At 46.9% G+C, this 13,700-nt stretch carries 16 protein-coding genes; 9 read left to right on the forward strand and 7 right to left on the reverse strand.

Annotated elements, in window-relative coordinates; translation table 11 throughout:
* Nucleotides 1-4 precede the first annotated feature (4 nt).
* The 9 genes from tusC to bfr all read left to right on the forward strand — a co-directional run bounded on the left by tusC (nt 5) and on the right by bfr (nt 8,637).
* The gene (gene tusC / locus RAHAQ2_RS01620) at nt 5-364 is read left to right on the forward strand and encodes a sulfurtransferase complex subunit TusC (RefSeq protein WP_014333584.1); all 360 of its coding nucleotides are present in this window, start codon (nt 5-7) and stop codon (nt 362-364) included.
* 13 nt (nt 365-377) lie between these two features.
* Nucleotides 378-665, forward strand: coding sequence for a sulfurtransferase complex subunit TusB (tusB, locus tag RAHAQ2_RS01625; protein ID WP_014333585.1), 288 nt, complete (start codon nt 378-380; stop codon nt 663-665).
* Nucleotides 666-808: 143 nt separating this feature from the next.
* Entirely contained in the window at nt 809-1,183 is a 375-nt protein-coding gene (gene rpsL, locus RAHAQ2_RS01630; RefSeq protein ID WP_013573668.1) for a 30S ribosomal protein S12, read from the forward strand.
* A gap of 96 nt (nt 1,184-1,279) precedes the next feature.
* On the forward strand, nt 1,280-1,750 hold the full coding sequence (gene rpsG, locus RAHAQ2_RS01635; protein ID WP_005969574.1) for a 30S ribosomal protein S7: 471 nt from the start codon (nt 1,280-1,282) through the stop codon (nt 1,748-1,750).
* 96 nt (nt 1,751-1,846) lie between these two features.
* Entirely contained in the window at nt 1,847-3,961 is a 2,115-nt protein-coding gene (gene fusA / locus RAHAQ2_RS01640) for an elongation factor G (protein WP_014333586.1), read from the forward strand.
* Nucleotides 3,962-4,032: 71 nt separating this feature from the next.
* Nucleotides 4,033-5,217: an elongation factor Tu gene (gene tuf / locus RAHAQ2_RS01645; protein ID WP_013573670.1), complete on the forward strand. Its 1,185-nt coding sequence runs from the start codon at nt 4,033-4,035 to the stop codon at nt 5,215-5,217.
* 285 nt (nt 5,218-5,502) lie between these two features.
* Entirely contained in the window at nt 5,503-7,707 is a 2,205-nt protein-coding gene (locus RAHAQ2_RS01650; protein WP_014333587.1) for a glycosyl hydrolase family 18 protein, read from the forward strand.
* 170 nt (nt 7,708-7,877) lie between these two features.
* Nucleotides 7,878-8,072, forward strand: a complete 195-nt coding sequence (gene bfd / locus RAHAQ2_RS24750) for a bacterioferritin-associated ferredoxin (RefSeq protein WP_014333588.1) — start codon at nt 7,878-7,880, stop codon at nt 8,070-8,072.
* Nucleotides 8,073-8,157: 85 nt separating this feature from the next.
* Nucleotides 8,158-8,637, forward strand: a complete 480-nt coding sequence (gene bfr / locus RAHAQ2_RS01655; protein ID WP_014333589.1) for a bacterioferritin — start codon at nt 8,158-8,160, stop codon at nt 8,635-8,637.
* Between the two features lie 11 nt (nt 8,638-8,648).
* On the opposite strand, the gene RAHAQ2_RS01660 is transcribed toward bfr, so the two are convergent.
* Genes RAHAQ2_RS01660 through gspH form a run of 7 tightly spaced genes read right to left on the reverse strand, consistent with a single transcriptional unit; the run spans nt 8,649 to nt 13,700 of the window.
* Nucleotides 8,649-9,482, reverse strand: coding sequence for a prepilin peptidase (locus tag RAHAQ2_RS01660; RefSeq protein WP_014333590.1), 834 nt, complete (start codon nt 9,480-9,482; stop codon nt 8,649-8,651).
* A gap of 17 nt (nt 9,483-9,499) precedes the next feature.
* On the reverse strand, nt 9,500-9,958 hold the full coding sequence (gspM, locus tag RAHAQ2_RS01665) for a type II secretion system protein GspM (protein WP_014333591.1): 459 nt from the start codon (nt 9,956-9,958) through the stop codon (nt 9,500-9,502).
* Nucleotides 9,955-11,130 (reverse strand): type II secretion system protein GspL, encoded by a 1,176-nt coding sequence (gspL, locus tag RAHAQ2_RS01670; protein ID WP_014333592.1) that lies wholly within the window; start codon nt 11,128-11,130, stop codon nt 9,955-9,957. Before gspL ends, gspM begins: the two co-directional genes overlap by 4 nt.
* Entirely contained in the window at nt 11,131-12,117 is a 987-nt protein-coding gene (gene gspK, locus RAHAQ2_RS01675) for a type II secretion system minor pseudopilin GspK (RefSeq protein WP_014333593.1), read from the reverse strand.
* Nucleotides 12,110-12,793, reverse strand: a complete 684-nt coding sequence (gene gspJ, locus RAHAQ2_RS01680; RefSeq protein WP_014333594.1) for a type II secretion system minor pseudopilin GspJ — start codon at nt 12,791-12,793, stop codon at nt 12,110-12,112. The genes gspK and gspJ overlap by 8 nt, the downstream gene beginning before the upstream one ends.
* Nucleotides 12,790-13,179, reverse strand: coding sequence for a type II secretion system minor pseudopilin GspI (gene gspI, locus RAHAQ2_RS01685; RefSeq protein WP_014333595.1), 390 nt, complete (start codon nt 13,177-13,179; stop codon nt 12,790-12,792). The genes gspJ and gspI overlap by 4 nt, the downstream gene beginning before the upstream one ends.
* Nucleotides 13,179-13,700, reverse strand: a complete 522-nt coding sequence (gspH, locus tag RAHAQ2_RS01690; protein WP_014333596.1) for a type II secretion system minor pseudopilin GspH — start codon at nt 13,698-13,700, stop codon at nt 13,179-13,181. The genes gspI and gspH overlap by 1 nt, the downstream gene beginning before the upstream one ends.

Below are 13,700 nucleotides of genomic sequence, written 5' to 3' on the forward strand. Positions count from 1 at the left end.
AATAATGAAGAAGATAGCGTTTGTATTCACGCAGGGGCCGCACGGGACGTCCGCAGGGCGGGAAGGGCTGGATGCTTTGCTGGCAACGTCAGCGCTAACCGAAGATATCGGTGTGTTTTTCATGTCTGACGGTGTTTTTCAGTTGATGCCAGCGCAGCAACCGGAAAAAATTTTAGCACGTAATTATATTGCCACGTTCGGCGTGTTATCTCTTTACGATGTCGATCAATGCTTTGTTTGCGAAGAGTCTTTAAAGACGCGGGGCCTGTCTGCCGGTCATGAATGGGTGCTGGATGTTGAGCCGTTGCCCGTTGCTGAAATTCGCCAGCGGCTGGCTGATTATGATGTGGTAATGACGTTTTAAACCAGGAAATTCCATGCTTTTTACTCTTGCCAGTTCCCCGCAACAGTGTGATTTCTCATTGCTTATTAACATGATCACCCAGGATGATGCGCTTTTGCTGATGCAGGACGGTGTACTGGCTGCCGTTGATGGCAGCGAGGCATGCAACCTGATGAGTCAGCATGTGCAGTCTGTTTATGTTTTAAGCGAAGATTTGGCGGCTCGTGGTCTGGTTGGTCAAATTTCACACAAAATCACGTTGATCGACTATACTGGTTTCGTCGCGCTGACTGAGAAACATGCCCAGCAAACAGCATGGTGAAACAACGATGTGCTGTATATTTCTTGACACCCTCTTAGGTCAGCCCTAAAATTCTGCGTCCCCATATTAGCTAATGCTTTTTATGGGGCGATTTATCACGCGTTTACAAAGTAGTTTATGAACCAAAATCCAGGAGCTTTTTAATGGCAACAATTAATCAGCTGGTACGCAAACCACGCTCTACGAAGGTTGCTAAAAGCAACGTTCCAGCGCTGGAAGCTTGCCCGCAGAAACGTGGCGTATGTACTCGTGTATATACCACCACTCCTAAAAAACCAAACTCCGCACTGCGTAAAGTCTGCCGTGTGCGTTTGACTAACGGTTTTGAAGTTACCTCCTACATCGGCGGTGAAGGTCATAACCTGCAGGAACACTCCGTGATCCTGATCCGTGGCGGTCGTGTAAAAGACTTGCCAGGTGTGCGTTATCACACCGTCCGTGGCGCACTGGACTGTTCAGGCGTTAAGGATCGTAAGCAATCTCGTTCTAAATACGGCGTTAAAAAGCCGAAGTCTTAATGGTTCTCCGTTAAGTAAGGCCAAACATTTTCACTTTACTGTCAAAATAAACTCTTAGAGTTTTGGACAATCCTGAATTAACAACGGAGTATTTCCATGCCACGTCGTCGCGTCATTGGTCAACGTAAAATCCTGCCAGATCCTAAGTTCGGATCCGAACTGCTGGCAAAATTCGTCAACATTCTGATGGTAGATGGTAAAAAATCTACTGCAGAAGCAATCGTCTACACTGCTCTTGAGACCCTGGCTCAACGTAGCGGTAAAGGCCACCTGGAAGCTTTCGAAGTCGCTCTGGACAACGTTCGTCCGACTGTCGAAGTTAAGTCCCGCCGCGTAGGTGGTTCAACTTATCAGGTTCCAGTTGAAGTCCGTCCGGTTCGTCGTAATGCTCTGGCAATGCGTTGGATCGTTGAAGCTGCTCGTAAACGCGGTGATAAATCCATGGCTCTCCGCCTGGCGAACGAACTTTCTGATGCTGCAGAGAACAAAGGTACTGCAGTTAAGAAACGTGAAGACGTTCACCGTATGGCTGAAGCCAACAAGGCGTTCGCCCACTACCGCTGGTAATCACTTCGCAGTAGTTATGCTAACCAAGCGGGCGCTTCAAGAAGCCAACCCGCTTGGGTTAACTGAACTTGAACGTCCTAGTTATAGAGGAATCAAATGGCTCGTAAAACACCCATTGAGCGCTACCGTAACATTGGTATCAGTGCTCACATCGACGCCGGTAAGACAACCACTACCGAACGTGTTCTGTTCTACACCGGTGTAAACCACAAAATCGGTGAAGTGCATGATGGCGCAGCCACCATGGACTGGATGGAGCAGGAGCAGGAACGTGGTATTACCATCACGTCCGCTGCGACCACCTGTTTCTGGTCAGGTATGGCTAAGCAGTTCGAACCACACCACATCAACATCATCGACACCCCAGGGCACGTTGACTTCACCATCGAAGTTGAACGTTCCATGCGTGTTCTTGATGGCGCGGTAATGGTTTACTGTGCTGTTGGTGGTGTTCAGCCACAGTCTGAAACCGTATGGCGTCAGGCAAACAAATATAAAGTTCCTCGTATCGCGTTCGTTAACAAAATGGACCGTATGGGTGCTAACTTCCTGAAAGTTGTTGACCAGATTGAAAAACGTCTGGGTGCAACTCCGGTGCCTCTGCAACTGGCAATCGGCGCGGAAGAAAAATTCACCGGTGTTGTTGACCTGGTGAAGATGAAAGCTATCAACTGGAACGAAGCTGATCAGGGCGTTACCTTCGAATACGAAGAAATCCCTGCCAACATGCAAGAACTGGCTGAAGAATGGCGTCAAAAACTGGTTGAGTCCGCTGCTGAAGGCTCAGATGAGCTGATGGAGAAATTCTTTGGTGGCGAAGAGCTGACTGAAGAAGAGATCAAGGCTTCTCTGCGTAAGCGCGTTCTGAACAACGAAATTATCCTGGTTACCTGTGGCTCTGCGTTTAAAAACAAAGGCGTACAGGCAATGCTGGATGCTGTTGTTGAGTATCTGCCAGCACCAACTGACGTTGAAGCTATCAACGGTTTGTTGGATGACGGTAAAGACACTCCAGCAGTTCGCCATTCTGACGATTCTGAGCCGTTCTCTGCTCTGGCGTTCAAAATCGCTACTGACCCATTCGTGGGTAACTTGACGTTCTTCCGTGTTTATTCCGGTCTCGTCAATTCTGGTGACACTGTATTTAACCCAGTGAAATCACAGCGTGAACGTCTGGGTCGTATCGTTCAGATGCACGCTAACAAGCGTGAAGAAATTAAAGAAGTTCGTGCGGGCGATATCGCTGCAGCGATCGGTCTGAAAGACGTGACTACGGGTGATACCCTGTGTGATCCAGATAATGTGATCATTCTGGAGCGTATGGAATTCCCTGAGCCAGTCATCTCCGTTGCGGTAGAACCAAAAACCAAAGCTGACCAGGAAAAAATGGGTCTGGCTCTGGGCCGTCTGGCGAAAGAAGACCCATCATTCCGCGTTTGGACTGATGAAGAATCTGGTCAGACAATCATCGCAGGTATGGGTGAACTTCACCTGGATATCCTGGTTGACCGTATGCGTCGTGAATTTAACGTTGAAGCTAACGTCGGTAAGCCGCAGGTTGCGTACCGTGAAGCTATCCGCGCTAAAGTTACCGATGTTGAAGGTAAACACGCTAAGCAGTCTGGTGGTCGCGGTCAGTATGGTCACGTTGTTATTGACATGTATCCATTAGAACCTGGCACAAATCCGAAAGGATATGAGTTTGTCAACGAAATCAAAGGTGGTGTAATTCCTGGTGAATTCATCGGCGCGATTGACAAAGGCATCCAGGAACAGCTGAAGTCTGGTCCACTGGCCGGTTACCCGGTAGTTGATCTGGGCGTGCGTCTGCACTTCGGTTCTTACCATGACGTTGACTCCTCCGAGCTGGCGTTTAAACTGGCCGCTTCTATCGCCTTTAAAGATGGCTTTAAGAAAGCGAAACCAGTCCTGCTTGAGCCGATCATGAAGGTTGAAGTAGAGACTCCGGAAGAGAACACGGGTGACGTCATCGGTGACCTTAGCCGTCGTCGTGGTATGCTGAAAGGCCAAGAATCTAACGCTACTGGCGTTGTGATTCATGCTGAAGTTCCGCTTTCCGAAATGTTCGGTTATGCGACTCAGCTGCGTTCACTGACCAAAGGCCGTGCATCTTACTCCATGGAATTCCTGAAGTACGATGATGCGCCGAATAACGTGGCCCTGGCCGTTATTGAAGCTCGTGGCAAATAAGCCACTGGTTTAAACACAATGATCCCGTGCTCTCTCTTTGAAGGGAGAGCACAAGAGTAAGGAATATAGCCGTGTCTAAAGAAAAATTTGAACGTAACAAACCGCACGTTAACGTTGGTACTATCGGCCACGTTGACCACGGTAAAACTACCCTGACTGCAGCAATCACTACCGTTCTGGCTAAAACCTACGGCGGTTCTGCACGCGCATTCGACCAGATCGATAACGCACCAGAAGAAAAAGCTCGTGGTATCACCATCAACACTTCCCACGTTGAATATGACACCCCGACTCGTCACTACGCGCACGTTGACTGCCCAGGGCACGCCGACTACGTGAAAAACATGATCACCGGTGCTGCTCAGATGGACGGCGCTATCCTGGTTGTTGCTGCAACTGACGGCCCTATGCCTCAGACTCGTGAGCACATCCTGCTGGGTCGCCAGGTTGGCGTTCCATACATGATCGTGTTCATGAACAAATGCGACATGGTAGATGACGAAGAGCTGCTGGAACTGGTAGAAATGGAAGTTCGCGAACTTCTGTCTGCTTACGAATTCCCAGGCGACGACATCCCGGTCATCAAAGGTTCAGCGCTGAAAGCACTGGAAGGCGATGCTACTTGGGAAGCGAAAATCATCGAACTGGCAGAAGCACTGGACAGCTACATTCCATTGCCAGAGCGTGCTATCGATAAGCCATTCCTGCTGCCAATCGAAGACGTATTCTCCATCTCCGGTCGTGGTACAGTGGTTACCGGTCGTGTAGAGCGCGGTATCGTTAAAGTGGGCGAAGAAGTTGAAATCGTCGGTATCAAGGACACTGTTAAGTCTACTTGTACTGGCGTTGAAATGTTCCGCAAACTGCTGGACGAAGGCCGTGCGGGCGAGAACGTGGGTGTTCTGCTGCGTGGTATCAAGCGTGAAGACATCGAACGTGGTCAGGTTCTGGCTAAACCAGGTTCAATCAAACCACACACCAAGTTTGATTCCGAAGTGTACATCCTGAGCAAAGATGAAGGTGGTCGTCACACTCCATTCTTCAAAGGCTACCGTCCACAGTTCTACTTCCGTACAACTGACGTGACCGGTACTATCGAACTGCCAGAAGGCGTTGAGATGGTTATGCCTGGTGACAACGTGAACATGGTTGTTACCCTGATCCACCCAATCGCGATGGATGACGGTCTGCGTTTCGCAATCCGTGAAGGCGGCCGTACTGTAGGTGCTGGTGTTGTTGCTAAAGTTATCGCTTAATCGCTGATAGTTTTTTGCAAAATAAAAGGGGTGCTTCGGCACCCTTTTTTCATTTTAAAGATTTTATTCATACCTTTATTTTAACTTTCCAAAATATTCGTACGTCAAATAAATTCCACGACTTGTCATCTTCCTGATTATTTAATTTTAGATTTATCTGGTGAATTTAAATTTTATTTGCATTGATTATTAATATTATTTTTAACAGTCCTGAGTTTGTATAATATTTTGGCTAAGAAATGTTATTTGCTAAATATGCTGAATATATATAAATAAGGAATGTTTATGAAGCTCAAATATATCGCCTCGTTGATCGCACTATCTCTCATCTCCACATCTGCAATGGCAAAGTTAAAAGCCAATGATGATACTAACCAGATGGAAGGCACAAATGGCGAAACCATGATGCGTTCCAACGATAATGGTAAAACGTGGTTCCATTTCGAGACGACAAAAGATGGGGAATCGTATGGTTTGAATAACAACTTCCCAGGAACACAGACGGTTATTGTAGCCAATGAAATGTATCCCGTTATGAATACACCTGCCTGGGATGCTTCACAAACTTATTCTAAACCTGATAACAAAGTCAGATATGACGGATATTTCTGGACGAATCAATGGTGGGCAGGCCCAGAGCAAGTACCTGGTGTCGACGACGTCTGGAAAAAAGGTGAGCCAACTAATCTGCAATCAAATATTTTAGGGACCTTCTACTTTACGCCATGGACAGGCGAGAAAGCAGAACAGTTCCAGGCAGAAAGTAAGGCTCAAGTTGCGTCGCAGCGTAAAATCATTGGTTATTTCCCTGAATGGGGAGTCTACGATGCCCATAATAACTTTACTCCAGATAAAATAAATATGAGTAACCTTACTCATGTCAACTACGGTTTTGCTGTGATAAAAAATGGCATTGTCGAAATGCATGATGCAGAGAAAGCACCACAACTGATACCGGAATTAGTCGGGCGCACGAGCACGCAGGGCCGTAGACTCATGATCTCATTTGGTGGATGGGATAACTCACAGGAAGGCGCATTTGAAGCGGCTACGGCAACGAGCGCGGGTTCGGAGAAACTTGCGCAAAGCATGGTTGATTATATGCTTAAGTGGCACTTTGACGGCATCGATGTGGACTGGGAATATCCAGATAATGAGCAGGAAAAAGCGCAGTTTACTCAGTTGATTCAGTTGCTTCGCAGCAAACTTGATTCTGTCGGTTTGCAGAATGATAAATACTTCCAGCTTTCTGCTGCTGTAACAACAAGTTATAAGAATATGGAGTTCATTAACCCCACAGTGACCACTCCATTGTTAGATTCCGTGAATGTGATGGCTTACGATATACATGGGGCATTTGATCCTATCACGGGGCATAACGCACCGCTGTTTGCAAATTCAAAAGATACCGATACTAAGCTGAATGATGCTTACGCGATGAAAGAATATAACCAAACCTATGGTGTGCCGAAAAGCAAACTGATGATGGGACTGGCATTTTATGGTCGCGCCTGGGGCGAGGTAGAGCCTACGATAATTGTTCCTGGATTGCCAGGGCTCTTCGTACCGGGTAATGCAACAGTAAAAGGTGCCTGGGATGATGTCGGTCAGACGACCGGAACCAATCCGTATTACCTGTTAAAGGACTGGGCAAAAAATCCGGCATTTACTCGTTATTATGATACCGAGGCCCGTGTTCCCTATTTATATAATGCTCAGACAAAAGAGTTTTTCACCTATGACGATGAACAGTCTATCCGTGAAAAGGTTGACTATATTCAAAGTGAAGGTTTTGGCGGAGCCATTATTTGGGATCTGAGTGGCGATACACCAGATTATGATTTAGGGAATATTGCTAAAGATATTCTTTATTCAAATGTTAAAGAAAATGACGTCACCAGATTTGTTATAGAAATGAAGGGTGCGATCCCGGTTGTTCGTGCTGATATCAATAAAGACTATAATTCACATTATATCTTTAAGAAAAATGATAAATATTTTGGTGAACTCTTTACTAATGGCTCCAGCCCTTATATGAGCCAGGGTAACACGGATGAGAGCATAATCTTACGTAGTGATACAGTCAAACCGAAAGCAGGTGATGAGTTGACTATTACCATGGAAGATGAAGATCATGTATTTAGCACTGTCAAAACACTGGTTGTCACTGACGAGATGTTGGTTCAGGAACAAAGCATCACTACTGATCCTAATTTTTTATCGATGAATGTTGATAGTGATAAATTATTAGTAAGTATTTCTAAAGACTTCACCGATCATTACATTTTGCAGAGTAATGGTAATTATATTGGTGAATTGTACACGAATAAAACTAGCCCATATCTCTACCGTCAAGATACTGCCGACACTATTGTGCTTAAGCATAATCTGACTACGACGGAAAAAGCGCCAGGCACGAAGTTTACTGTTCTTCGTGAGAACAAGGTTGCCGGGCAGTTTGTGATAGTGGGTGAGACAGTCACCCCATAACTTGACTGCCTGATTTTCTATATGAAAAAACCTGACTTGAAAAGGTCAGGTTTTTTTATTTTCTAATCAAGTAATTACAATAATTATCTGTAACTCACCAGCAGGTCGTATTGCAATAATAACCATTCTCATTTACAGTTAGGTCAGGTTTTGTTCGATGCGTGGTTTCTATGTACGTGTGTTTATGCAACAGTGTAAGTGATAAAACGATACGACAGGCGGTTCGTCGTTATCAACCTCAGACATTTCAGCAGCTCAGAAATTTTGTTCCGGTGGGCACGCAGTGCGGTAAATGTGTTCGTGTTGCGCGCCAGATAATGGAAGACGAATTACAGCAGATACCGCAATTCGACAACATCGCCTGAAAATACATCGCTAAAAAGTAGGTGTTTTCTTTGACTTACTCTGAACCGGATCTACGCTTTAGATACCGGAACGGAGGAGTTACCTATGAAAGGCGATAAAAAAGTCATTGCACACCTCAATAAACTTCTTGGAAATGAACTGGTTGCCATCAATCAGTATTTTTTGCATGCCCGTATGTTTAAAAACTGGGGACTGATGCGTCTCAACGGTATCGAATATCACGAATCCATCGATGAAATGAAACATGCCGATATCTATATTGAGCGGATCCTTTTCCTGGAAGGTCTTCCTAATCTGCAGGATCTCGGCAAGCTTAATATTGGTGAAGATGTTGAGGAAATGCTGAAATCTGACTTGCTGCTGGAGTTGGAAGGGGCAAAGGATTTACGTGAAGGCATTGCTTATGCCGACTCGGTGCATGATTACGTCAGCCGCGATTTAATGATTACTATCCTTGCGGATGAAGAGCATCACATCGACTGGCTGGAAACTGAACTGGAACTCATCGGGCGTATTGGCATTCAGAATTACATCCAGTCTCAGCTGAAAGAAGAATCACAGTAATTTCTGCCGTATTAACTCAACATCAGCCAGATTATTTTGCTCTCCTGGCTGATGTAAATTAGCGCACCAGCCAGGGCCAGGCAGGGGCCGAAAGGTGTCTGCTCTGACATTTTATAAAGACCTACCCGTGCCAGTGTGAAAACGATCCCCGTAAGGGCGGCGAAAATACACAGATACGGTAACATCTGCCAGCCGACCCAGGCACCCAGTGCCGCGAGCAGTTTAAAATCACCGTACCCCATCCCTTCTTTTCCGCTGACAAATTTCACTGCCTGATACAAAAACCACAACACCAGATAACCTGCTACCGCGCCATACAATGCATCCTGCAGTGTCACGTTGCCGTAAAGAGAATGGATGAGTAATCCGGCCCACAGTAATGGCAATGTCAGCCGGTCAGGGAGCAAGTAAGTTGCCAGATCAATCAGGCTTAGCGCCAGAAGAAACCAAAACAGTAATAAGGCACTGAATAAACTCAGGGGAGTAGTAAACAGAAACGACAGGCCCAGAAACATGACGGCGCATCCCGCTTCTGTAAGGGGGTATCTTTTAGAGATCGTGGTTTCGCAGTAATGGCATTTTCCCCGTAACAGCAGCCAGCTCAGCACCGGAATATTTTGCCAGTATTGCAACGGGTGTTTACAGGTGGGGCAGTGCGACGCCGGGAAGCTTAGGTTAAAGCTATTCTCAGCCTTTCGTTCATCGTTGCGGATCATCAAGGGTAAACGATAAACCGCGACGTTGAGAAAACTGCCCATCAGCAGCCCTAAAAGAGTTATACAGGTATGATAAAACCCGCCGGGCAATGATGTGATATACGCCATTTGCTGCCATCCCTCGCTCATGTGAAATGCTTTCCTGACTAACGCAGTATGAGTTGTGAAACCTTTACGCTGCCTTTTTCCCCGGTACCTGCGACTATCGTTATTGCCACGACCTGAATACCGTATTCTTTGTTAAGAACTTCAAGCCAGCGCAAAAGTTCGGGGTAAGAAATCTGCTCATAGCTGAGGGTTATCCCCCGGTCATCGGCGAGGAGTTGAGGCAATTGCAGGGACAAGCGGGTGGCGGAGGTATTAATGGCTTCCGTCAGCTTGTCTTTCTGAGTTCTCCACCCTGACGGGGTGCCGAGCCGTTGTGTTTGCTGAACCATCCATTCAAGCTGGTGATGTTGTGTGTTGATCCGGGCCCGTGATTGGGCGATCCGATTGTTGAGCGGGGTTAAAATACCGTACCAGAGACAAGTCACTGCCAACAGGAACGCGGCAATCAGTATCAGCCATCTTTCCCGTTCATTTTTAAGCATCAACCACTGTTTCATGATTTACTCCGCTGAGTCAGCGTGGCAGTGATACCCGTTGGTGACGTGGCTAAATTAGAAATGGCAAAGTGAAAGTCACTGTCGGTCCGTTCGACGAAATCATCAATCGCCGCCTGATCATCAGTAGTAATCTGCAAAATGAACTGTTTCGTCTCTTGCTGAAAATCTAATTTATCGATGGCAATTTGCGGGATCTCTCCCTGATAAGCGGTGAGTTTTGCCAGTGCAGGAAGAAAGGCCGTGGGTGCCTTTTTCATGTTTTGTTCAAAATAGAACTTCAGATTACGGGTGTGCTTGTCCTGCGGAAACCAGGTCTGGTGAAGTACCAGCATCTCGTTTTTCAGTAATGATTCTTGCTGTGAAACGTGCCACCAGGTGAAAAGTTTAGCGCCGATAATCACTATCACCGTGAGTATCGCCATGCTGGTTGCCACCCGTTGCATATGACGTCCCCAGGCTGGCTCCTCTTGACGCACGGCGAACTCGCCCTGCAACAGGTTCACTGCTGACGGACAATTGTTTTTCATCATAATCAGGGGATGAAAGGGCAGATCAGCGCGAACCCAGTCAGGTGGGATCTCTTTCTCATCACCGTAATAGTGTAATGTCTCCGGCATGGCGATTTTAAGCAGCGTATCAAGTAATACCTGTTCAATCTGACTACCTGAGTATTCAGACTGTCGAAGAAGCCACTGCTCATCAAGCTTCATTATTGTCCAGCCTTTTTCATGTCTGGGCAGCAGCAAGGCATCAATATAAACGTGCTTTATTGTCAGCCCTGCATCGCTAAATCGCTGCAGCCAGTTTCTTAAATAATCTGATTCAATACCCGCCACGAATAGCGTCTGTTCTTCACGATAAAGCTCAACCCAATGCAAAGTGTCGACATCGCTGGCAATGCTTTCTTCGGTAAGATAGCCAATCATCTGGCGCGTAATTTTGCTTGCGCGTTGAGGCAGCGCTATCTGACGAAAAATCACTTCACTGGCGGGGATGAACAGACAAATATTTTGTGCCGCAGGTTGTGTGGCGAGTTCTGATAAATGTTCTGTATCCTGCAGGCAATGAATATCTTCATCACATTCTGCCTTATCCGTGAACCAATAAAGTGAGCGCTCTGGCGTAGTGCCAGCCCTGATAAATAGCCTGTTGGCCGGATGAAGTTGTTCCATTTACTCTATTACCCGATAGCGTCGCTGATAAATTTTGATTTTTGAATCCTTTGGATTGAATTGCACAAAACTGGTCATGGCATTTTGCTGTTCTTCAAACCGGCCTAGCGTATAAAGCACGAAGTACTGGCTGCGTACCGTCAGCAAAGGTTTTAATTCGCTGCTCTGGATTTCCAGAGTAAATCGCTGTTTTTTTGCCTCTTTCAGAAAGGCGTCAACAGAAACCCAGCCTCTGCGCGGTCGCGCTGAAATTAATTTCGTTGCGTCCTCCTGATTAATACCCCCAAGAAATAAGGCGCTTAACAGAGAAGCCTGCTCTTCGGTCAGCGTATTCACATTAATTTGCTGAAACTCTTCGGGGAGGGTGCAAAGCTGATGTCGGATTTGTTTGAGTGGCAGAAGGGGGAGTTCGGGTAGCAACGCCAGTTCATTCAGTGAAAAAAGGCGTTGGTTAGCCGCGGAACGGGGAACAATCAGCGTTTCGTAATACTCGGATTCAGCACCGGCAGTTCGGGTCTCATTATCGGCATCAAGATAATCGCTGAGGGTATCCGCGAACCGCTCAGTTTCAACGGATGTCGCCTGCGCATTGAGGAGAAGTTGTTTCAGTACCTGCGTATTGTACGGTTCACCTTCTGTCGCAGAGTCTGGTTCGTTATTACGCAGGCTGTTAAGGTTAAAACAGTTTTGCCCATCGTTAATAATATAATCGACTGAAAATCCATCCTGGCCGGTGAAGTGTCCTTCCTGAACAGCAAACTGATCAAGGTTGTTTTGGTCAGGATTTTCGGTCAGTGCTTTTTTCAGCCGTGGCAGAGCAATCTCTTCGGCGGCAAAGGTTAGCCAGCGTAATTGCTGTTGATTGAGCAACCAGCTTTGGCGCTGCTGGCTGACCTGAAATTGCAGCGTCATTTTTGCCGCTAATGCGGCCATGATGGCAAGGATCATTAAAACGATCAGTAGCGCCACACCTTGTTGCTTATTCATTGATGGCGCTCTCCCCGTTTAAGGGGATCGGAGCCGCAGCTTCAGAACCGGTTTGCTCAGACGGGTTATCAACAGACTCAGCCTTTGTCTCCTCAATTGTTTGTGGCAGGAGGAATAACCTGCGTATTTCACCCATGTCTTCCAGCGTGACAACGAGTTCGATGACTTTTGGGAAAGTGTCCGGTTTGCTCCAGCTGTTGGTCCAGTCGCTGGAATAGAATCGCCAATGCAGAGACTTCACACCTGTCAGCAGCGTAAAGGGAATTAGCGGTGATAGATCTGTCAGTGGCGGGGAAGGAAGAGCTTGTGCGCTGCGCGTCAGCGTATGATCGGTAAATGTCCAGGTAGCCCGGGTAAGATCACTGGCAGACAAGGGGGCTGATGCAGAATCACTGCTAATGGTTGTAAAACTCAATGATGTCTCTGAAGCGGATAAAAAAGCCTCTTCCTCATCCGTTTGTCGTGGCAATATCTGGGTCAGGTCCCGTTCCAGCAAAGAAAATGCAGTCTGAATCTCGGTCAGTCTTGCTGTGTGTTCTTGTGCCATTTCACTGTTTTTAAGTGATGCGGAAAGGATCTGATAGGCCAGCAGGCTTAGAAGCGCAAATATCGCCATCGCAATCATGACTTCTATCAGCGTGAAACCTTGTTGTTTGGCTGCCTGCTGGCTGTTCATGGTTTCTCTGCCATTATCTGAGTCCAGCTGCTAACTGAAAGGATCGGCAAACGTGCATCTTCAGCCTGAAGGACGCGTACCTGGTTCTGGCGGATTTTGTTCTCTCTATCAAGGGCATATTGCTGCTCAACGAACCATTGCTGCCCGGCCAGTGTCACGTGTTCTTTTTCTTTTTTCCCCAATTTGATTTGTGCTTCTATTAACGTATTTTCAGCCACCCAGCTTGCAAAGAGAGAGGTTCGAAAATGATCCACTGCGCTCATTTGCGAACTCATACTATTCAGTAACGCCAGAGCTGCCGTGGCGAAGATGCCGAGGGCAATGATGACTTCAATCAGCGTCATACCTTGCTGATTTTTAGCGCTACGCGTTGAAGATATGCGCATTATTTTTCAGACCTTCTGACATTAAATATCAGTGGCTGTCGCCCTTCAGAAATGATGCTGCAACAGGCCGGCTCAGATGCTGAAGAAGAAAAACTGAGCTCAAATACTGAAAGTGTTCCGTCAGGCATAAAAACAATCTGTGGTGGAAGGTTGATAGATTTATTAAGAGCCAACGGGCTGAGCGAAAGGATTTCGTTTTCCGAAAGTTTGCCACTGACAGGCATTCGGGAAGATTTAATTTCTTCCCACTGAGGCTCACGTGTTTGTGGAATTAATGGCAGCGTGCCACCTAAAACCACGAACCGATAAGCGCTGGCCGTTAAGGAAAGGCCGAGCGGTTTTCCTTCCAGCACTGCGCGCTCAGAAGCGTATTCCATCACTGTTTTCATTTGTTCTGCGCGTTGGATTTGTGAGTTGTCAGACGGTAAAACCATGATGACTACCCCTGCGGCAATGGCGAAAATAGCCAGTACCATCAGTATTTCCAGCAGCGTGAAGCCGGATTGTTTGGCCGCGGACAA

The sequence above is a fragment of the Rahnella aquatilis CIP 78.65 = ATCC 33071 genome, from assembly GCF_000241955.1.
GTDB lineage: Bacteria > Pseudomonadota > Gammaproteobacteria > Enterobacterales > Enterobacteriaceae > Rahnella > Rahnella aquatilis.

Coding starts and splice junctions, on each gene's coding strand:
- tusC (WP_014333584.1), top strand. CDS start 5: ATGAAGAAGATAGCGTTTGTATTCACGCAGGGGCCGCACGGGACGTCC.
- tusB (WP_014333585.1), top strand. CDS start 378: ATGCTTTTTACTCTTGCCAGTTCCCCGCAACAGTGTGATTTCTCATTG.
- rpsL (WP_013573668.1), top strand. CDS start 809: ATGGCAACAATTAATCAGCTGGTACGCAAACCACGCTCTACGAAGGTT.
- rpsG (WP_005969574.1), top strand. CDS start 1,280: ATGCCACGTCGTCGCGTCATTGGTCAACGTAAAATCCTGCCAGATCCT.
- fusA (WP_014333586.1), top strand. CDS start 1,847: ATGGCTCGTAAAACACCCATTGAGCGCTACCGTAACATTGGTATCAGT.
- RAHAQ2_RS01650 (WP_014333587.1), top strand. CDS start 5,503: ATGAAGCTCAAATATATCGCCTCGTTGATCGCACTATCTCTCATCTCC.
- bfd (WP_014333588.1), top strand. CDS start 7,878: ATGTACGTGTGTTTATGCAACAGTGTAAGTGATAAAACGATACGACAG.
- bfr (WP_014333589.1), top strand. CDS start 8,158: ATGAAAGGCGATAAAAAAGTCATTGCACACCTCAATAAACTTCTTGGA.
- RAHAQ2_RS01660 (WP_014333590.1), bottom strand. CDS start 9,482: ATGAGCGAGGGATGGCAGCAAATGGCGTATATCACATCATTGCCCGGC.
- gspM (WP_014333591.1), bottom strand. CDS start 9,958: ATGAAACAGTGGTTGATGCTTAAAAATGAACGGGAAAGATGGCTGATA.
- gspL (WP_014333592.1), bottom strand. CDS start 11,130: ATGGAACAACTTCATCCGGCCAACAGGCTATTTATCAGGGCTGGCACT.
- gspK (WP_014333593.1), bottom strand. CDS start 12,117: ATGAATAAGCAACAAGGTGTGGCGCTACTGATCGTTTTAATGATCCTT.
- gspJ (WP_014333594.1), bottom strand. CDS start 12,793: ATGAACAGCCAGCAGGCAGCCAAACAACAAGGTTTCACGCTGATAGAA.
- gspI (WP_014333595.1), bottom strand. CDS start 13,179: ATGCGCATATCTTCAACGCGTAGCGCTAAAAATCAGCAAGGTATGACG.